This window comes from Cognatilysobacter terrigena (assembly GCF_004361065.1).
Lineage (GTDB): Bacteria > Pseudomonadota > Gammaproteobacteria > Xanthomonadales > Xanthomonadaceae > Cognatilysobacter > Cognatilysobacter terrigena.
Genome location: NZ_SELT01000017.1, coordinates 27,725 through 46,811, shown reverse-complemented (window position 1 = coordinate 46,811; position 19,087 = coordinate 27,725). Strand labels below are relative to the sequence as shown.

Below are 19,087 nucleotides of genomic sequence, written 5' to 3'. Positions count from 1 at the left end.
TCCATTACGGGGTGACGGCAGGCGCATTCGAACACCTATGCCAGTGCAGTGCCCGCTGACACCGGTAGGCACTGCTTCGGCTAGCGTACTCGCGAATGGAGCAATTGCTCCAGCTTCACCTGATCCTGCGCGAACTTGCGGATGCCGTCGGCGAGCTTTTCCGTCGCCATTGCATCCTCGTTGTGCTGCCAGCGGAACTGCGCTTCGTCGATGCGCACCGGGGCCGGTTCGCGTGCGCCGTCATCCACCAGCGCGCGTTCGAGCGTTGCATCGCTGGCCTGCAGTTCGGCGAGGAGTTCCGGCGAGATCGTGAGGCGATCGCAGCCCGCGAGGGCGGTGATCTGGCCGATGTTGCGGAAGCTCGCGCCCATCACGACGGTGTCGTAGCCGTGGCGCTTGTACCACTGCCAGATGCGGGTGACGGACTGCACGCCGGGATCGTCCTGCGGCGTGGCGGGCTTGGCCGCGCCGTTGGCGATGTACCAGTCGTAGATGCGGCCCACGAACGGCGAGATGAGGAATACGCCGGCTTCCGCGCAGGCGACGGCCTGGGCGAACGAGAACAGCAGCGTGAGATTGCAATGGATGCCGTCGCGTTCGAGGCGTTCGGCGGCGCGGATGCCTTCCCACGTCGAGGCGATCTTGATCAGCAGGCGATCGCGGCCGATGCCGGCGGCGTCGTACAGCTCGACGAGGCGATGCGCCTTCGCGACCGTTGCCTCGGTGTCGAAGCTCAGGCGTGCGTCGACTTCGGTCGACACGCGGCCCGGAATGATCTTGAGGATTTCGCCACCGATCGCGACGGCGAGACGATCGGACGCATCGGCGACGCGTGCATCGTGATCGGCACCCGTCGCCGCAGCAAGCGCGGCGTCGAGCAGCGGGGCGTAGGCCGGCAGCGCGGCGGCTTTCAGCAGTAGCGACGGATTGGTGGTCGCGTCGAGCGGACGGAAGCGGCCGATGGCGTCGATGTCGCCGGTGTCGGCGACGACGGCGGACATTTCGCGCAGCTGGTCGAGCAGGGACGGCATGGGCAACTCCGGAGACGAGCGCGGATTGTGCATGCCGTCGCGTGGGCATGCCATCGACGCGACGTCGCGTCAGTACAGGTCGATCGGATCGACGTCCAGCGACCAGCGCACCTTGCGCGCTTCGGGCAGTTCGCGGATCGCGGGCAACGCGGCGTCGAGCGCGGCATGCAACGCCGGGCGTGCGTTCGACGACACGACGAGCTGCGCGCGCTGGTAGCCGGCCCGTCGCGGCATCGGCGCCGGAATCGGGCCCTGTGCGGTGAGCACCCCGCCGGGCGATGACGCTTCGAGATGGCCGCGCACCTGCGCGAGGAACGCGTTCGCGACGTGCATGTCGCGCGCTTCGGCGCGGAACATCGCCATGTAGCCGAACGGCGGGAACTGCGCGTCTTCGCGCAACGCGAGTTCCTCGTCGGCGAAGCGCGAATAGCCGCCGGTGAGCAGCGTGTGCAGCAGCGGATGGTCGGGATGATGAGTCTGCAGCAGCACTTCGCCCGGCTGCTCCGCGCGACCGGCGCGGCCCGCCACCTGCACGAGCAGTTGCGCGAGTTTTTCGGGTGCACGGAAGTCGGCGGAGAACAGGCCTTCGTCGATACCGACGACGGCAACGAGCGTCAGGCCGGGCAGGTCGTGGCCTTTCGCGAGCATCTGCGTGCCGACGAGGATGCCGGGGCCGTCGCCCAATGCGTCGAGATGGCCGGACAGCGCATCGCGATTGCGCGTCGTGCCCTTGTCGATACGCACGACGGGCACCTGCGGGAATCGCGCGGCGAGCGTCTCTTCGAGCTTCTCGGTGCCCGCGCCCTGCGGCTGCAGCGCGAGGCCGCCGCAGTCCGGGCATGCATCGGGCGCGCGGCGCGCGGTGCCGCAGTGGTGGCACTGGAGGCGTCGACCTTTCGCGTGCACCGTCATCGACGCATCGCAACGCGGGCATTCGGCGGTCCAGCCGCAGTCGTGGCAGAGCAGCACGGGCGCGTAGCCGCGGCGGTTCTTGAACACCAGCGCTTGGCCGCCGGCAGCGAGCGTGCGCGACAGCGTGTCGATCAGGTCGTTCGACAGGCCGGCGTCGAGCGCGCGCTTGCGCACGTCGATGACGCGCACCGACGGCGGCTTCGCCACGCCGGCGCGGTGACGCAGGTGCAGGTGCGTGTAGCGGCCGATGCGTGCGTTGCGCAACGATTCCATCGACGGCGTCGCGCTGCCGAGCACGACCGGCACGCCGAGCGCGTGGCCGCGATACAGCGCGAAGTCGCGGGCGTGGTAGCGGATGCCGTCGAGCTGCTTGTAGCTGCCGTCGTGTTCCTCGTCGACGACGATGAGGCCGGCGTCGGGCAGCGGCAGGAACACCGCGCTGCGCGTGCCGACGACGACGCGCGCCTGCCCGCGCAGGCAGGCCGCCCATGTGCGTGCACGTTCGCCGTCGGACAGGCCGGAGTGAAGCGCGTACACCGGCACGCCGAGACGTGCGCGGAAGCGGGCGAGCGTCTGTGGCGTCAGGCCGATCTCCGGCACCAGCACCAGCGCCTGCTTGCCGCGCGCGAGGCAGTCGGCGATCGCGTGCAGGTAGACCTCGGTCTTGCCGCTGCCGGTGATGCCGTCGAGCAGGAACGCACTGAAGGCCTCGCGCGAGGCGAGGATCGCGTCGATCGCCGCGCGTTGCTCGTCGTTGGGCTCGGGGCCGGGGCGCGCCGCAGTGGTCGGTGCGTCCATGACGACGGACTCGACCAGGCCGCGTTCGTCGAGGCTGCGCAGCGCGGCGCGCCAGTCGTCGAACAGCGCGTCGAGTTCGTCCTCCGCGAGCGCGCCGTCGGCCAGGCGTTCGGCCAGACGACGCGGCCGGCCTGCACGCATCTTCGGCAGCGCCTCGACGCCCGCCGCGCTCAACCGCCAGCCGAGGCGGTCGGTGGACGGCAGCGGGTCGCCGTGGCGGAGCAGCGTCGGCAGCGCGGTAGCGACGATCTCGCCGAACGGCTCGTGCGTGTAGTGCGCGAGCCAGCGCAGCGAATCCCAGAGTTCGCCGGCCAGCAGCGGTTGCGTATCGAGGCGCTCGAGCGCCGGCTTCAGCTCGGCGCCCTCGTCATCGGGTGCGCCGACCGCCGCGATCACGCCGACCCGCTCGCGTGTCCCGAACGGCACGCGCACGCGACAGCCGACGACGTCGCCGCCCGGGTCGTCGCCCGGCACGCGGTAGTCGAACAGCCGTGGCAGCGGAAGGCCGCCGATCGCGATCTTCCACACCGGTTCGGCGGCGGGTTCGGGGCGAGGGGCGGGTGCGGTCGGCATCGGCGAAGTCTAGGGGCGAGCGGCCGGCTGGCGCGGGACGAGCTTGGGCCGCATTGCTCGCGTCCGGATCATGAATCGAACGTAAGTGCCCGTCCTGATTGGGGATCGGCCCTTATCCACATCGCATGTGGATAAGTCTGTGAATGGACCCGCGGGCGAACTGCGCAAGCCCGTAAAGACGTGGAGCGGCCGTGGGTTGGCGAAAAAATCGCCACCGCGGATATTCCGAGCGAGATCAATGGGTTGCGCGTGAAACACGGCTGTCATGCTGCCTTGGAGGCGTCGCTCAGACTGCGAATGACCGCCTTGTGACGGCTGTGCACAACGCTTTTGGCCGTGGAACCGCGTCACACAAGGGCGGAACCGCGGAACGGGTCCGTGTCAAGGCCGTCTTCACGCGACTTGCGGACGTGCCGACGAACGCGACGGCTATCATCCGGCGCATGTCGTCCCCCGCTCCGGCGCCCGCTCCGGCGCTCGCCCAGCCCGCCGCGCTGGCCGCCTTTCTCCGTGGCGTCGATCGTCGCGCGGCGGTGTTCGCCGAGCTGCACACCGGCTCGGCGCCGGTCGGCGATGCCGCGCTGACCCGTGCGATGGCAGTCTTCCGCGAAGCCGCGGTCGACGCGCCCATGGCCGACTGGCCGCGCTTGTTCTGGACGACGCTGCTCGCGCAGCCGGCGCTGCGCACGTCGCGCCAGGGTGCGGACGTCGGCCTGCCGCCGTCGTCGCCTGCCGTACGCGCCGCGCTGTTGCTGCGGGTGGCGGCCGGGCTGGACGAGCCCAGCGCGGCCGGCGTGCTCGGCGTGTCGCCGGAGCGACAGCGCGAGGCGGTGATCCTCGCGCTGCCCAAGCTGCCCGACGGCGGGCCGGACGCCGCCGCGTGGACGCGCCTGCAACGCGACGTGCAGCAGCGCATCCGCGACCTCCCCGCGTCGCGCGCGCTGCAGTTGACGCGCATCCGCGAAGGCGCGCTGGCCGGCACGACCGAGCGCTTCTTCCCGCGGCCGCGCGATCGTCGCCCCTGGCTCGTCGCGGCCGCGCTCGCCGCCGTGGTGCTGGCGCTCGCCGGCACGCGCTGGTTCGGTGGCGCGGGCGACGTCGTGCGCATCACGGCGCTGCCCCGCGCGGGCGAACCTGCGAGCCGCTACACCCGCGAGTCCGGCCTGATCGCGCATCCCGATTTCGAACTCCTCGCGGACCCCGACGGCGCGCGACTCGCGCACGACGCCGCGTTCCTCAGCTGGATGGTCGGCCATCCGGCGCGGCCGGCGCCTACCGCGTCGTCCGTCGATGCGACGCCCGGAACACCCGACATCCCCGAAACCAGCGAGGCCACGGATGCGCCGTAGACACCGCGCCGCGCTACTCGTCGGCGCATTGCTCGCGGGCGGCTGGGCCGGCGCACAGGCGCTGCCCGACGACCTGCAGGACGTCGCCGCGCTGCTGCAACCGCTGCAACGCGCCGCGCTGCAGACGCACGCGCGCATCTGGTCGACGTGGAGCGCCGCGCAGCGTGCCGCGTTCACCGCCCGCGCCGACGCATGGGATCGCCTGCCGCCGAGCGAGCGCGGCGAACGCCGCGCCGACTGGCAGGCGTGGCGCGAGCTGCCGCAGGACGAACAGGCGCGCGTTCGTGCGGCCGCCGCGCAATACGCCGCGATGGACGTGACGACGCGGCAGGCGCTGCGCACCGAATTCGACACGCTCGATCTCAGCGAACGCCACGGTTGGCGCCTCGGCCCCGTGCTCGGTGCCGACTATCCGCGCCTGCAGCCGCTGCTCGCGCAGGTGCCACCGGACGAACGCGTCGATCTGTTGCGCACGCTGCGCGCCATGACGGCGGAAGATCGCGATCGCCTCGCTGTCCTCGTGCAACGCACGCCGCCGCAATCGCGCGAGGCCTTGCGTCGTGACTTGATGTCGACGTCCGACGCGAATCGCGCGGCGTGGCTGATGCTGCGCCTGGAGCGCTGACGCGTTACGCGAACGCGACGAGCGGTCGCATGACCCGGCGTTGCGTGCGTACGCGGTCGCCGAACAGCGCGACGCCTTCCGCGCGCAGCCGCGGTGCATGCGCGCGCAGGTAGGCGTCGAGCGCTTCGGCGTCGACCAGCCGATAGCGCATGCAGACGCGCATGCGATCGGGCTCTTCCGGATCGAGCACCTCGTCGACATCCGCACCGGTGAAACCCGGCAGCGCGAGGATCTCGGCAACGTGTCGCTGCAGCCAGTCGAGGTACTGCGTGCGCAGTGTCGCGTCGACGTCGGCGGTGACTTCGTAGGTCAGCATATCAGTGCCCACTGGTGAGTCCCGCGAGGCCGACGTACATCGCCGCGAGAATGATCAGGAATTGGTAGAGGAAGGCGACGATCACGTACTTGCCGAGCGTGATGCCCCAGTGCTGGCCGTACACGCGATGCTGCATCAGCAGCAGGTAGACCGCCGCCCACAGCCACAGCAACACGGTCAGCGGCGCGGTGATCGCGACGTGCAGCGGTGACAGCGCGAGCACGAAGCTCGCGAACAGCGTGAGCAGCAGGAAGGCGTGGCTGTAAAGCGCGACGACGAGGTGCTCGAGATACGTGCGCCCGCTGCCGAGGTAAAGCACCTTCAGCATCAGCGCGAACACCGGAAGCATGAGGAACAGCGCCGACGGGATCGCCGCGAACATCAAATCGAAGATCAGGTTGCCGTTCTTCTGCATGCGATCCACGTTGTCGGCGAAGTTGCCGACGCGGTGGTTGAACCAGCGATCGCCGAAGTCGGGCAGCCACGGCACGTCGACCGGATTCGTGCGCGCGTCCCAAGGCACCTTCGGATCGCGCAACGTCGCGCCGTTGATGTGACGGACCATCTCGTCCATTGCGCGGCGCGTGTCGTCGCCGTCCTGATCGTCGCCGTCCTTGTGCGATGCGCTCGGCTTCGATGTTGCGGGTCGGACGACGCTGCCGGGTGTCGCCGGATTCGTCGTCGTGGTGATCGCGGCAGGCGCGCTCGGTGTGGCGGTCGACGCGGGCACCGATGTGGCGGGCTTCCCGGCCTGACGACGCAACTCGGAGACACGTGCGGTCGCCTTCTCGCGCGCGTCCTTCTCGGCCTTGTCCATGGCCGTCGCCATGAACGGCACGTCCTTGGCCTGCACGCGCGCCTGCTGGATGCCGACCAGTGTCGCGTCGAGCTTCTTCTGCACCTCGGCTTCGGTCTTCGCCGACGCGAACGGGGAATTGCCCTTGCCGGTTTCGACGAAGTGCACGTTCGTCTTGTCGGTCGACGTACCGTCGTCGCCGTCGCCCACGATCAGGCGGCCGACGAAAAACGTGATGACGATGAGCACGAGGAAGATGCGCAGCGGCGGGATGTAGCGCACGCGCTGGCCGCGCAGGTAGTTGCACGCGACGCGGCCCGGCACCAGCAGGTCGCGCATCGTGCGGAACGCGCGGCCGTCCAGATGCCAGAACGATTCGAACACTTCCTCGACGGCGTGCGAGAAGCTGCTCAGCGGGTTGTGCGAGTTCTGCCCGCAGGCATGGCAGTAATGGCCCTGCAGCACAGTGCCGCAGTTCTCGCAGGCGGTTATGGCATCGGTCATCGCGGTCCCCTCGCGGTGGACACGCATTGCAGCATGCGCGCGCCTTTTGCGCGACCTCGCGATGCATCGCGGTGGCGGTGGATGCGCCCGCGGCCTACGATGGCCCGCCGCCTCCGGGATCGCCGTGTCCGCGTCCGCCCGTTTCCCGCACGAGATCCGCCGCACCGCGACGCTCGCCGCGCCGCTGGTGGCCGGCCACGTCTCGACCGGCCTGATCGGTTTCGTCGACAGCACGATCGCCGGGCGGCACGGCACGCTCACGCTGGCGTCGGTCGCGGTCGGCACCGGCCTGTTCTGGCTGCCAATGATGGTGCCGATGGGCACGTTGATGTCGATGCCGCCGTCGGTGTCGCATCTCGATGGCGCGGGCCGTCGCGGCGAGATCGGCCCGCTGTTCCGTCAGGCGCTATGGCTCGCGTTCGCGCTCGGCCTGCTGATGTTCCTGTTCCTGACGTTCGTCCCGCTCGCACTCGCGCCGTTCGGCATCGCGCCCGACATCATTCCGGGCGCCACCGCCTTCCTGCACGGCATCCGCTGGGGCGTGCCCGCGCTGACCTGCTACCTGGCGATGCGCTATCTCGCTGAAGGGCTGCACTGGACGTTGCCGACGATGCTGCTCGGCGGCGGCGGCCTGCTCGTGCTGGTGCCGCTCGGCTACGTGCTGACCTTCGGTGCGTTCGGCCTGCCGGAGCTCGGCGCCGGCGGGCTCGGCATCGCCTCGTCGGTGATGATGTGGATGCAGGCGCTGGCCTTCGCGGTCGTGCACGCGAAAGCGCCGCGCATGCGCGACATCCGCGTCTTCGGGCAGTTCGACCGCCCACGCTGGACGACGATCCGCGGCCTGCTCGCCACGGGCCTGCCGATCGGCGTGACCGTGTTGATGGAGGGCGGGCTGTTCATCGCGACGGCGCTGCTGATCGGCCGGCTCGGTCCCGTGCCGGCCGCGGCGCACCAGATCGCGATCAACGTCGCGAGCCTCTGCTTCATGGTGCCGCTGGCGGTGGCCGAGGCGACGACGGTGCGCGTCGGCCATGCGCTGGGGCGCCGCGATCCCGCCGGGCTGCGGCGCGCCGCACTCGCCGGCTACGTGATCGTGCTGCTGACGCAGCTGATGTCGGCGATCGTACTGCTCGCCGGCAACCACGCGCTGGTGCGGCTGTACACGCACGACGCGCAGGTCGCGGCGCTCGCGGCGTCGCTGCTGCTCTACGCGGCGGCGTTCCAGTTCCCCGACGGCGTGCAGGTGCTGTCGGCCGGCGCGCTGCGCGGGCTCAAGGACACGCGCGTGCCGATGGGGCTCGCGGCGTTCGCCTACTGGGGCGTCGGCATGCCGCTGGGCGCGACCCTCGGCCTCGGCCTGCTCGGCAATGCGCCGTGGGGGCCGCGCGGCATGTGGCTGGGGCTGATCGCCGGGCTCACCGTGGCCGCCGTGCTGCTCTGCGGCCGCTTCGCCCGGTCCAGCCGGCCGGAGCGCGTGGCCCGCCTGGCGCCGGGCGAAACGGCCCGGTGACCTTCGGCGCATGACCGGTCACCGCCGGATCGGTAACCTGTAGCTGCATTTTTCCGAGACACCCCCTGATGACTTCGACCCGTCGCGGCCCCATCGCGAGCGTTTTCGTCGGCCTGTGGGACGTGATGAATTTCACGCGCCGGCTGATCGTCAACATCGTCTTCTTCGGCCTCCTGATCCTGTTCGCGCTGCTGTTCATCGGCGCCGTCATCGGCGGCAATGCGCGTCCGATGCTGCAGCCGCGCACGACGTTGGTCATCGCGCCGCAGGCGACGCTGGTCGAGCAGTACACCAGCGATCCGCTGAGCCGCGCGTTCAACAAGAGCATGGGCGGCCGCAACGAGGAGCTGCAGCTACGCGACGTGCTGCGCGCGCTCGATGGCGCACAGCGCGACAAGAACGTCGAGCGCGTGCTGCTGCACGTCGACGACCTGCAGGGCGGCGGCATGGCCTCGCTGCGCGAAGTCGCCGCGGCGATCGCGCGCCTGCGTGCGAGCGGCAAGCAGGTGGTGGCGTTCTCCGAACAGATGGACCAGAAGCAGTACCTGCTCGCCGCGCAGGCGAACGAGGTGTACCTGGATCCGATGGGCCAGGTGACGCTCGAAGGCCTCGCGCGCTATCGCCAGTATTTCCGCGAAGGCCTGCAGGACAAGCTCGGCGTCGACGTGCACCTGTTCAAGGTCGGCACGTACAAGTCGGCCGCCGAGCCGTACGTGCTCGACGCCGCGTCGCCGGCGTCGAAAGAAGCCGACCTGTTCTGGATGAACGACGTGTGGCAGCGCTACCTCGGCGACATCGCCAAGGCGCGCAAGCTCGACGTCGCCACGCTCAACAACGACGTCAACACGCTGCCGCAGGGCGTCGTGGCGACGCAGGGCGACCTCGCGCAGCTCGCGCTCAACCAGCATCTCGTCGACGGCCTGAAGACGCGCCAGCAGGTCTGGGACCTCATGCGCGAGCGCGGCGTGGCCGACGATGACGCGACGGGTGGCTTCCGCCGCATCGACCTCGACGACTACATCGCGCATCTCGACAAGGGCCTCGAAAGCGTGGTGCCGGAGAAGCACGTCGCGGTCGTCGTGGCCGAAGGCGAGATCACCGGCGGCGACGCGCCTCCGGGCAAAGTCGGCGGCGATTCGGCCAGCGAACTGCTGCGCCAGGCGCACGACGACGACAACGTCGCCGCGGTCGTGCTGCGTGTGAACTCGCCGGGCGGCGAAGTGTTCGCCTCGGAGCAGATCCGTCGCGAAGTCGAGCGCCTGAAGAAGGACGGCAAGCCGGTGGTGGTGTCGATGGGCGACGTCGCCGCATCGGGCGGCTACTGGATCTCGATGAACGCCGATCGCATCTACGCCGATCCGTCGACGATCACCGGTTCGATCGGCATCTTCGGCGTGATCCCGACGTTCTCTCGCGCGCTGGAGAAGATCGGCGTGCACACCGATGGCGTCGGCACGTCGCCGTACGCCGGTGCGTTCGACCTCACGCGTCCGCTCGACCCGCAGGTCGGCACGGTGATCCAGACCGTGATCGAGAAGGGCTACCGAGACTTCACCGGTCGCGTCGCGAAGGCGCGCGGCCGCACCGTCGAGCAGATCGACGCGATCGCGCAGGGCCGCGTGTGGAGCGGTGCGCAGGGCAAGGAGCGCGGCATCGTCGACGCGATGGGCGGCCTGCAGGACGCGCTCGACGACGCAGCGGCGCGCGCCAAGCTCGGCAAGCGCGGCGAGTACGACGTGCGCTACATCGAGAAGACGCCGACGCCGTTCGAGAAGTTCTTCACCGGCCTCGCACAAAGCCGTATCGGCATGGGCATGCTGCGCGAGTCCGACATGGCGCGCGCGCTGCTGGTCAAGACCGCGCCACAGGCCGCACGCGACCTGCAGTTCCTCGAGGCCTCGGCGAGCGATCGTCGCGGCGCGCCGGTCAAGGCGGTCGCCTACTGCTTCTGCGGGCTCTGACTCGCGATGCATTGCGACACGGGCGGCTTCGGCCGCCCGTGTCGTTTTGGGCGTCGTGAAGAAGGCGACATGACGTTGCACGAGCCGCGGCTATAGTGGCCCGCCTCCGCTCGGTCGCTTGCGCATGTCCGACGATTCCCGCCTGAAAACCGACGCCGGTGCACGCGCGCTGCACCGGCTCGCGTTTCTTGCGCGGGCGGGCGAACAGCTGGCCGCGTCGCTCGATTACGCCACTACGCTCGGCGGAGTCGCGCGGCTCGCGATTCCCGAGCTCGGCGATTTCTGCATCGTCGACGTCGTCGAAGGCGAACGCCTGCATCGGGTCGCTGCGGAGCACGTGCGTGCCGACAAGGTCGCGCTCGTGCAATCGCTGGCCGACGCCAATCCCGATCCCGCGCGATCGCCGGCACCGGCGGGCCGGGTCCTGTCCAGCGGCATGACCGAGCGCATCGAGCGGATCACGCCGGAGTCGCTCGCCTCGCACACCCTCGACGACGCACACCTGCGGATCGTCGAGGACATCGGCATCCGATCGAGCCTCGCGGTGCCGATGATCGCGCACGGTCGCGTGGTCGGTGTCATGTCGCTGGGCGTCACCGAATCAGATCGTCGTTACGACGCCGAAGACCAGTTGCTCGCGGAAGAACTCGCGCGCCGCGCGGCGCTCGCGGTGGAGAACGCGCGGCTGTACCGCTCCCTGCAGGACGAACTGCAACGGCGCGAACGTGCCGAGTCTGACCTGCGCCTGTCCGAACAGCGCTTCCGCGCGATCATGGAGCAGTCGCCGCTGTCCACGCAGCGCTTCGCGCCGGACGGCCGCACCATCGGCGTCAACGACGCGTTCACCCGGCTCTGGGGCCTGCCGTTCGGAGCGCTCGAACACTACAACGTGCTCGAGGATCCGCAGCTCGAGGAAAAGGGCATCGCGACGCTGCTGCGCCAGGCGTTCGCCGGCACGCCGACCGCGCTTCCCGCCATCGCCTACGACGTACACCGGACATTGCCATCGGTGAGTGCGTACGAGGACGCGACGCGCTGGATCACCGCGTATGCGTACCCGGTGCGCGACGACGCCGGCGTCATCCGCGAAGTCGTGCTCGTGCACAACGATGTCACCGACGCGCGCCGTGCCGAGGCGCGGCTGCTGCACAGCGAAGAACGCCTCAACCAGGTGCTCATCGCGGGCGGCCTGCTGACGTGGGACTGGGAGATCGCGACCGGCCGCGTGGAGTGTTCGGGCAATGCGCGCGAGTTCTTCGGCATGGAGGTCGGCCAGCGCGAGGACTTCATCCGCACGATCCATCCCGACGACCTGCCCGCGATGCAGGAGGTGTCCCGTCGCGCGATGGAGACCGGCGAGTTCAAGACGATCGAATACCGCCTGCGCACCAGCAACGGTCGCGAACGCTGGGTGCAGACGCGCGGCCAGGTCGAGTTCGACGCCAACGGCAACGCGGTGCGCATGTTCGGCATCACCGTCGACGTGAGCGAGCGCCACCGCGCCTCGGCCGCCACGCGCCTGCTCGCGGACGCGGGCGAGGCGCTGGGCGCGTCGCTGGACTACGCGACCACGCTCGACAACCTCGCGCGCATCGTCGTGCCGCAGGTGGCGGACTGGTTCGCGGTCGATCTGCTCACCAGCGACGGCGAGCTCGAACGCGTGGCGGTGTACCACCCGGATCCGTCGCGCATCGCCATCGCGGAAGAGTTCTTCCGCCGCTATCCACCGCGTCGCGGGCAGGGTGCGTGGAAGGTGATCGAGACGCGCCAGCCGGACTGGCTGCGCGAACTTCCCGAGCAGCTCATCCTCGACAACGCGATCGACGCCGAGCATGCACGCATGCTGCTCGACCTGCAGCTGCATTCGTACATCATCGTGCCGCTGATCGCGCGCGACACCGTGATCGGCGTGCTCACGCTCGTCTACGCCGAGAGTCAGTGCCGCTACGACGAAACCGACGTCGCCTTCGCGCTCGATCTCGCGCGCCGGGCCGCCACCGCGGTCGACAACGCACGTTTGCACCTGCAGCTGCAGGACGAACATCGTCGCAAGGACGAGTTCCTCGCCACGCTCGCGCACGAGCTGCGCAACCCGCTCGCGCCGCTGCGCACGGGTCTCGCGCTCCTGCAGGCCACCGACGATCCGGTGATGACGTCGCGCACGCGCGAAGTGATGGAGCGCCAGCTGGGCCACATGGTGCGGCTCATCGACGACCTGCTCGACCTCTCGCGCGTCACGCGCGGCGCGATCGTGTTGCAGCGTCGCCGGCTGGAAGTCGGAGACGTGGTGAACATCGCGCTCGAAGCGAGCCGACCGCTGCTCGATGCCGCGGGCGTCGCGCTTCACGTCGACATCGACGAGCCGCGCACGCCGCTCGAAGCCGACGACACGCGCCTCGCGCAGGTGCTCACCAACCTGCTCAACAACGCCGCCAAGTTCACGCCATCTGGCGGCCGCGTCGACGTGCGCGTGCGCCAGCACGGCGAGTGCGTGCGCATCGAAGTCGCCGACACCGGCATCGGCCTCGCGCCCACGCAGCTCGACAGCATCTTCGACATGTTTGCGCGCGGCGAAGGCTCCGAACTCCATGGCGGGCTCGGCATTGGCCTCACGCTCGCGCGGCGCCTCGCCGAGCTGCATGGCGGCCGTCTGCGTGCGGAGAGCGAAGGCCCCGGTCGCGGCAGTCGCTTCCTGCTCGACCTGCCCATCGCCGCATCGCCGCGCGACGACGTCCTGGCCGCGGTCGCCACGCGGGGCCGCGCCGACGGCCGCCGTGTGCTCGTCGTCGACGACAACGCCGACGCGGCGATGACGCTCACGGCGCTGCTCGAACTCGGCGGCCACGACGTGCGCAGCGCGGGCAGCGGGCAGGGCGCGCTCGCGCTGATCGACGACTTCGCGCCCGAGGTCGCTTTCCTCGACCTCGGCATGCCCGGCATGAGCGGCTACGAACTCGCCGGCCACCTTCGCGCGGATCCGCGCACGGCGTCGACGCGACTGGTCGCGCTTACCGGCTGGGGCCGCGACGAGGATCGCGATCGCACGCGCGCCGCGGGTTTCGATGCGCACCTCACGAAACCGGTCGATCCCACCGCGCTTCTCGCGCTCCTCGCGTGACTGAACGCCGCGTTGTCGAGCCTGTTCGTGCGCTGAACACGGACGCACGAAACCGCGCCGTTTCACGCGTGCTATGGCCGCTGCACGCGAGAGTCTGAACTCACCGCATATCGCGTTACACGCCTTCCATGGACCTTCGCAGCAAGGAGCCTCGCGCAGGCGGTCGGGCCATCCTGATCGTCGAGGACAACGCCGACATCCGCGACACCTTCCGCACGCTGTTCGAGCTGGAAGGTTTCGACGTGCGCCTTGCCGAGAACGGCGAGGACGCGCTCGTCAATCTGGAGAGCAGCGACGAGGCGCCGTGCCTGATCCTGCTCGACCTGTCGATGCCGGTGATGGACGGCTGGCAGTTCCTCGACGCACTGCGTTCGCGCGAACACGGTGCGGAGATTCCGGTGACCGTGCTGAGCGCGAATGTCGACGCCAATGTGTCGCGCGACCTGCGTACGCGCTACGGCTGTCGCGTGCTGCGCAAGCCGGCCTCGGTCGATGCGTTGCTCGGAGTCGCCCGCAGCTGCCAGGACGACGCGCCGGGCCCCACGCTGCACTGAGCGTCAGTTCCCCGATTCGGCCGCCTCGATCGCGTCGTTCTGCGATTTCGCCGCGGCGTCGACCGACGCCTGCGCGCCGCGCGCCTTGTCGAGCGGTGCATCGATCGCGCGCTTGAGGTCGTCGTGGCGCGCGGTGGCCTGCGGCTCGACGGGCTTGTCCTTGTCGGGCACCGCAGGCTTCGAGCACGCGGCGAGCAGGGCGAGGGCGGCGACGGCGGACAACGCTCGGGTCATGACGATCTCCAGCGGACGGGGCGCGTCCGTCGACGGCTATCCTACGCGCCAGCCCGACGGAGGACGCATGGACGATCGACGCTGGAGACTCGACGGCCAACTCGCACTGGTGACCGGTGGCAGCGCCGGCATCGGGCGCGCGATCGCGGCCGAGCTGCTCGGCTTCGGCGCGGACGTGATGCTGGCGGCACGCGACGGCGATGCGCTGGAGACGGCGCGCCTCGAGTTGTCGGAGGAATATCCGGATCGGCTGGTCATGGCGTTCACCGCCGACGTCGGCGTCGAGGAGCAGCGTCGCGAGCTGCTCGACTGGGTCGAGGACCAGGGTGAAGGCCAGCTCGACATCCTCGTCAACAATGCGGGCGGCAACCTCAGCAAGCCCGCCACGGACTATGCCCACGACGAGTGGCGGCAGATCTTCGAGGTCAACCTCTTCTCCGCGTTCGAGCTGTCGCGCTATGCGCATCCGTTGCTCACGCGGCATGCGAGCTCGAGCATCGTCAACGTCGGCAGCGTGTCCGGCCTCACGCACGTTCGAACGGGCGCGCCCTATGGCATGGCCAAGGCCGCGCTGCACCAGATGACCAGGAACCTCGCGGTCGAATGGGCCGACGACGGCGTGCGCGTGAATGCGGTCGCGCCCTGGTACATCCGCACGCGGCGCACCTCGACCAAGCTGTCCGACCCCGACTATCTCGACGACGTGCTCGTGCGCACGCCGCTCGGGCGCGTCGGCGAGCCGGAGGAGGTCGCTGCGGCGGTCGCGTTCCTCTGCCTGCCCGCGGCCGCGTACGTCACCGGCGAATGCATTGCGGTGGACGGCGGATTCCTGCGCTACGGGTTCTGACGGCGCGTCCTTCGCTGACCGCCGCGGAGTCACGATGTCCGGACCGGACATCCTAAAGGAAGCCGAAGCTCGACGCCGCGATTCGATGTCGCCCAATAAGAAAAGCGCCCACGGAGGGCGCTTTTCATCCCGATTGCCGAATTGCGTCGGCTTACTCGTTGCCGCGACCGCCCTGGTCCAGGTTGTTCTGGTTGCCGCGGCGGTTGCCGCCACCGGACGCCTCGCCGCCCTTGCGGCCGATCGCGGCCATGTGTTCGCGGTCCTGACTCACCGCTTCACCGCCCTTGCGCGCGATTTCACGCTGCTCGCGCGGGTCCATCGCCGCGAATCCGCGATTGCTGCGGCCGGAATTGTTGCCGTCGTTGTTGCTCGCCATGTCCAAAGCTCCTTGTCTGCGATCTGGGTCGCGTGGGGGGAAAGGGTCTTCGTCTCCGGATCGCCGCGGTCCGCTCACCACCCGATCCGCGTCCGATCCTATGCACACGGCCGTTAGCAGGCGGCTTTGACATGGTGAAAGCGCAGCTAACGCAGTTCAGCTGTTTCAGTGTTGGCGGGCCGCGCGCGAGCATGTGAACGCGCGCGCGGAATGCATCGCGCACCTGTCGCGCTCACGCGCGGGGTGGTACACCGTCGCCATGCTGAAGATGCCCTACGACGGAGACGGCGAGGCGCCGCCTCCGGATTACGCGACGCCCTCCGTTTCCGACCACCCGATGCCTTTCCTGCAGCGACGCCTCGTGCGCGTGGCGCTGATCGCGCTCGCGGTGATCGTGCTGATGTTCGCGTGGATCGCGTGGCGCCTACCGCTCGACCGCGCGCTGCAGCCCCTGCCGGATCCGACGCTGGTGCTGGTCGATCGCAACGGCGTGACGTTCGCGCGCCGCGGCGCCGTGAAGGAGCCCCCGGTCGATGCCCGCACGTTGCCGGCGCACGTGACCGGCGCGGTCATCGCCATCGAGGATCGGCGCTTCTACCGCCACTTCGGCATCGATCCGCGCGGTATCGCCCGCGCGCTGATGAGCAACTGGCACGCGGGTGGCGTGCGCCAGGGTGGCAGCACCATCACGCAGCAGCTCGCCAAGACCGCCTTCCTCGAGCCCGACCGCACCATCCGCCGCAAGGTGCGCGAGGCGATGATCGCGCTGTACCTGGAGACGCGGCTGTCCAAGCCCGAGATCCTCTCGCGCTACCTCAGCTCGATCTATTTCGGCGACGGCGTCTACGGCCTGCGCGCGGCCGCGCACCACTACTTCGGCAAGGAGCCGGAGAAGCTGTCGATCGGCGAGTCGGCCATGCTCGCCGGCCTGATCAAGGCGCCGAGCGCGCTGTCGCCCACGCACGACCGCAAGGCCGCGCTCAAGCGCATGCGCGTGGTGCTGCAGGCGATGGTCGACGGCGGCGTCATCACCAAGGCCGAGGCCAAGGCGGTGCGCGACCCCCGCGTGCTGCCCTCGAACGAGCGCCTGACCGGGGGCACGTGGTTCGCCGACTGGGTGTCCTCGCAGGCCCGCGAGGCGTTCGACGCCGACTACGGCGAGATCCGCGTGCAGACCACGCTCGACGCCCGCATGCAGAAGCTCGCCCAGCGCGTGGTGCAGCACTGGCTGGCCGGCGAGGGCCGGCGCGTCGGCGCGACGCAGGCGGCGCTGGTCGCCATGCGCCCCGACGGCGAGGTGATGGCGCTGGTCGGCGGACGCGACTACACGCAGAGCCAGTTCGACCGCGCCACGCAGGCGCGTCGTCAACCGGGCTCGGCGTTCAAGCTCTTCACCTACTACGCGGCGCTGCGCAGTGGCGCCACGCCGGACACGCTCGTCGACGACTCGCCGGTGACGGTCGGCAAGTGGTCGCCGTCGAACTACGACGGGCACTATTCGGGCGCGATTCCGCTGCGCGATGCACTGGCGAAGTCGAGCAACGTCGCGGCGGTGCGGCTGGTCGAGCAGGTCGGCCCGGACGCGGTGGTGCAGGCGGCTCGCGACCTGGGCGTCGCGAGCCCGCTCGGGCGCGACCCATCGATCGCGCTCGGCACCTACGAGGTCACGCTGCTCGAGCTGACCTCCGCCTACGCCGCATTCGCGCAGGGCGCCACGCCGGTGACGCCGCACGGGCTGCCGAACGCGCCGGTGGCGCCATCGACGCCGCTCGACCCAGTGCTGCGCTCGGAAATGCTCGACATGCTGTGGCAGGTGGTCGACCGCGGCACCGGGCGCGCCGCGCGGCTGGGCATGCCCACCTTCGGCAAGACCGGCACCACGCAGGAACACCGCGACGCGCTGTTCGTCGGCATGGCCGGCGACCTGGTGGTCGGCGTGTGGGTCGGCAACGACGACGGCACGCCGATGCGCGGGGTCACCGGCGGCGCGCTGCCGGCGCGCATGTGGCGCGACTTCATGAGCAGCGCCGTGCGGCTCGCCCCGGGCGCGCCGCTGCAGCGGCCGATCGTCGCCGCGCTGCCCGCGCCGGTGGCGATGCCGGACGATGGATCGATGGTGGGCGGCGAGGGCGAGGTGCTGCCCGAGCCCGTCGACGGGGAGAACCCGGAGGACCTCACCGCGCCCGAAACCGGGGACCCGCCGATCGAGGACGTGCCGGTCGACGAGCCCGCGATTCCCGCGCCGCCGCAGCCCGAGCCGGAACCGCAGCCGGCTCCACCGGAAGCGCCGCCGCCTTCGGACGACGACGGGCAGTAGCGCGGGTCACTGCAGGGCGTCGTGGTCGAGGCCGGTGATTGCGTTGCCGGGAGCCGTCGATCCCTCGCTCTCGGGCACGGCATCACTGCGCTCAGGCGCGTCGACGTCGACTAAGGCCGCGGATGATCGAAGGTCCGACCTCGCCAACCGGTGAGCACATCCCGCCTCAGCGCCCGCAGACCGTTTTCGCCGTCATCGCCTCGACGTGCGCCAGCTCCGCGCGCGCCTGGTCGATCTGTTCCGGCGAGAACGTCAGCGCCTGCTCGGCGCGACGCCGGCGTTCGGTCCATGCCGCGCAGCGGTCCGCTTCGGGCACGGCCTCGCAGTGGTCCTCGACCATCTCGCAGGCCTGCGCATCGGTAGTGCTCTGTCCGTCGAGCCCGACCGTGCTGATGGGCGCGCACCGCGAGCTCTGCTCGGCTTCGGTGTAGTAGCGCTGCGCGTCCGACGTCAGGCAGACGAAGATCGGCGGCGCAGGCAGGGGCGGGGCCGGCGTTACAGGTGGCGTACTGCCCGCCGTGCTCGAGGTCGTCGCATTCGTCGCATCGACGACCGGCTGCGCGACCACAGGCACCACCGGTGTGACCGGCGCCGCCGGGGCAACGACTGGGCGCGGCACCGGCGCCGGTTTGGGCGTCTCGACCACGCGCTTCTGTTCGCGCGTGCCCTTCGGGCACTTGGTGCCGTTCTGGATGGTCACCTGTCCGTCCGCGCCGACGCAGCGGTAGATCACCACCGTCGGCGATGCCGCGCCGGCGAGTCCGGTGACGAGGAGTAGCAGCATCGCGACAGGCTTCATCCACATTCCTCCGAAAGACGGGCGTCCAGGCTGCGCTGCTCGCGTTCGATCGCGTCGCGATCGCCCTGCAGCGCGCTGAACCAGCGACGATCGAGCGCGTCGCGACGGTCGCGCATCTGCGCGCAGACCTCGGCGGCCGGCAGCGGGTGGCAGATGTCGCGGATCCAGCTGCCCGCGGGCACGGTCGGATACGCGATCGGTGGCGGCACGTGTCCGCCGTCGAGGATCAGCGTGCCGCCACCGCGTTGCACCACCGCGCCGCGATGCGGCATCGGGACGGGCCGCGGCACACCGACGACCAGCGGATAGCCGAGTGTCCAAAGCGGCACCCAGCGCGGATTTCCCTCGGGGTTCTCGCTCGTGTAGCTCTCACCGTCGGGCGTCGTGCACTCGTAGAGCGGACGCGGCGCGGTGCGGTAGACGATCGTCGGCGCGACGACGTTCGGCGTCTTCGCGGGCGTGCGCGA

At 70.1% G+C, this 19,087-nt stretch carries 14 protein-coding genes and 1 pseudogene; 8 read left to right on the top strand and 7 right to left on the bottom strand.

What is annotated here, in order from left to right:
- Nucleotides 1-80: 80 nt before the first annotated feature.
- Complete coding sequence (tal, locus tag EVS83_RS10740; protein ID WP_133501047.1) at nt 81-1,031, bottom strand: transaldolase; 951 nt, start codon at nt 1,029-1,031, stop codon at nt 81-83.
- A 69-nt stretch (nt 1,032-1,100) separates the two neighbouring features.
- Nucleotides 1,101-3,314 (bottom strand): primosomal protein N', encoded by a 2,214-nt coding sequence (locus tag EVS83_RS10735; protein WP_133501046.1) that lies wholly within the window; start codon nt 3,312-3,314, stop codon nt 1,101-1,103.
- Between the two features lie 443 nt (nt 3,315-3,757).
- On the opposite strand from EVS83_RS10735, the gene EVS83_RS10730 reads away from it, so the two are divergent.
- Both EVS83_RS10730 and EVS83_RS10725 read left to right on the top strand, forming a co-directional pair.
- On the top strand, nt 3,758-4,663 hold the full coding sequence (locus EVS83_RS10730) for a hypothetical protein (RefSeq protein ID WP_133501045.1): 906 nt from the start codon (nt 3,758-3,760) through the stop codon (nt 4,661-4,663).
- A complete protein-coding gene (locus EVS83_RS10725) occupies nt 4,653-5,288 on the top strand; it encodes a DUF3106 domain-containing protein (protein ID WP_166636881.1) in 636 nt (211 codons plus the stop codon). The genes EVS83_RS10730 and EVS83_RS10725 overlap by 11 nt, the downstream gene beginning before the upstream one ends.
- Before the next feature lie 4 nt (nt 5,289-5,292).
- Here EVS83_RS10725 and EVS83_RS10720 read toward each other — a convergent pair whose 3' ends face one another.
- Nucleotides 5,293-5,604 carry a DUF4286 family protein gene (locus EVS83_RS10720; protein ID WP_133501043.1) on the bottom strand — a complete coding sequence of 104 codons (312 nt, stop codon included), beginning with the start codon at nt 5,602-5,604 and terminating at the stop codon, nt 5,293-5,295.
- A gap of 1,011 nt (nt 5,605-6,615) precedes the next feature.
- Nucleotides 6,616-6,904 (bottom strand): annotated as a pseudogene (locus tag EVS83_RS16255) (DUF3667 domain-containing protein); the annotation flags it as partial.
- 61 nt (nt 6,905-6,965) lie between these two features.
- Here EVS83_RS16255 and EVS83_RS10710 point away from each other — a divergent pair.
- The 4 genes from EVS83_RS10710 to EVS83_RS10695 all read left to right on the top strand — a co-directional run bounded on the left by EVS83_RS10710 (nt 6,966) and on the right by EVS83_RS10695 (nt 14,047).
- Nucleotides 6,966-8,414, top strand: a complete 1,449-nt coding sequence (locus tag EVS83_RS10710) for an MATE family efflux transporter (RefSeq protein ID WP_133501041.1) — start codon at nt 6,966-6,968, stop codon at nt 8,412-8,414.
- 68 nt (nt 8,415-8,482) lie between these two features.
- A complete protein-coding gene (gene sppA / locus EVS83_RS10705) occupies nt 8,483-10,375 on the top strand; it encodes a signal peptide peptidase SppA (RefSeq protein WP_133501040.1) in 1,893 nt (630 codons plus the stop codon).
- Between the two features lie 124 nt (nt 10,376-10,499).
- Nucleotides 10,500-13,493 (top strand): ATP-binding protein, encoded by a 2,994-nt coding sequence (locus EVS83_RS10700; RefSeq protein ID WP_133501039.1) that lies wholly within the window; start codon nt 10,500-10,502, stop codon nt 13,491-13,493.
- A 128-nt stretch (nt 13,494-13,621) separates the two neighbouring features.
- The gene (locus tag EVS83_RS10695) at nt 13,622-14,047 is read left to right on the top strand and encodes a response regulator (protein WP_133501038.1); all 426 of its coding nucleotides are present in this window, start codon (nt 13,622-13,624) and stop codon (nt 14,045-14,047) included.
- 3 nt (nt 14,048-14,050) lie between these two features.
- Here the strand turns inward: EVS83_RS10695 and EVS83_RS10690 are convergent, their stop codons facing one another.
- Nucleotides 14,051-14,281, bottom strand: coding sequence for a hypothetical protein (locus EVS83_RS10690; protein ID WP_133501037.1), 231 nt, complete (start codon nt 14,279-14,281; stop codon nt 14,051-14,053).
- Nucleotides 14,282-14,348: 67 nt separating this feature from the next.
- Between EVS83_RS10690 and EVS83_RS10685 the strand changes: the two genes are divergently transcribed.
- Nucleotides 14,349-15,128 (top strand): SDR family oxidoreductase, encoded by a 780-nt coding sequence (locus tag EVS83_RS10685; RefSeq protein WP_133501036.1) that lies wholly within the window; start codon nt 14,349-14,351, stop codon nt 15,126-15,128.
- Between the two features lie 151 nt (nt 15,129-15,279).
- Here the strand turns inward: EVS83_RS10685 and EVS83_RS10680 are convergent, their stop codons facing one another.
- Nucleotides 15,280-15,504, bottom strand: a complete 225-nt coding sequence (locus EVS83_RS10680; protein ID WP_133501035.1) for a KGG domain-containing protein — start codon at nt 15,502-15,504, stop codon at nt 15,280-15,282.
- A 259-nt stretch (nt 15,505-15,763) separates the two neighbouring features.
- Between EVS83_RS10680 and EVS83_RS10675 the strand changes: the two genes are divergently transcribed.
- Nucleotides 15,764-17,821, top strand: a complete 2,058-nt coding sequence (locus EVS83_RS10675) for a transglycosylase domain-containing protein (protein ID WP_133501034.1) — start codon at nt 15,764-15,766, stop codon at nt 17,819-17,821.
- 166 nt (nt 17,822-17,987) lie between these two features.
- On the opposite strand, the gene EVS83_RS15670 is transcribed toward EVS83_RS10675, so the two are convergent.
- On the bottom strand, nt 17,988-18,620 hold the full coding sequence (locus EVS83_RS15670) for a DUF4124 domain-containing protein (protein WP_166636880.1): 633 nt from the start codon (nt 18,618-18,620) through the stop codon (nt 17,988-17,990).
- Nucleotides 18,621-19,087: the final 467 nt, after the last annotated feature.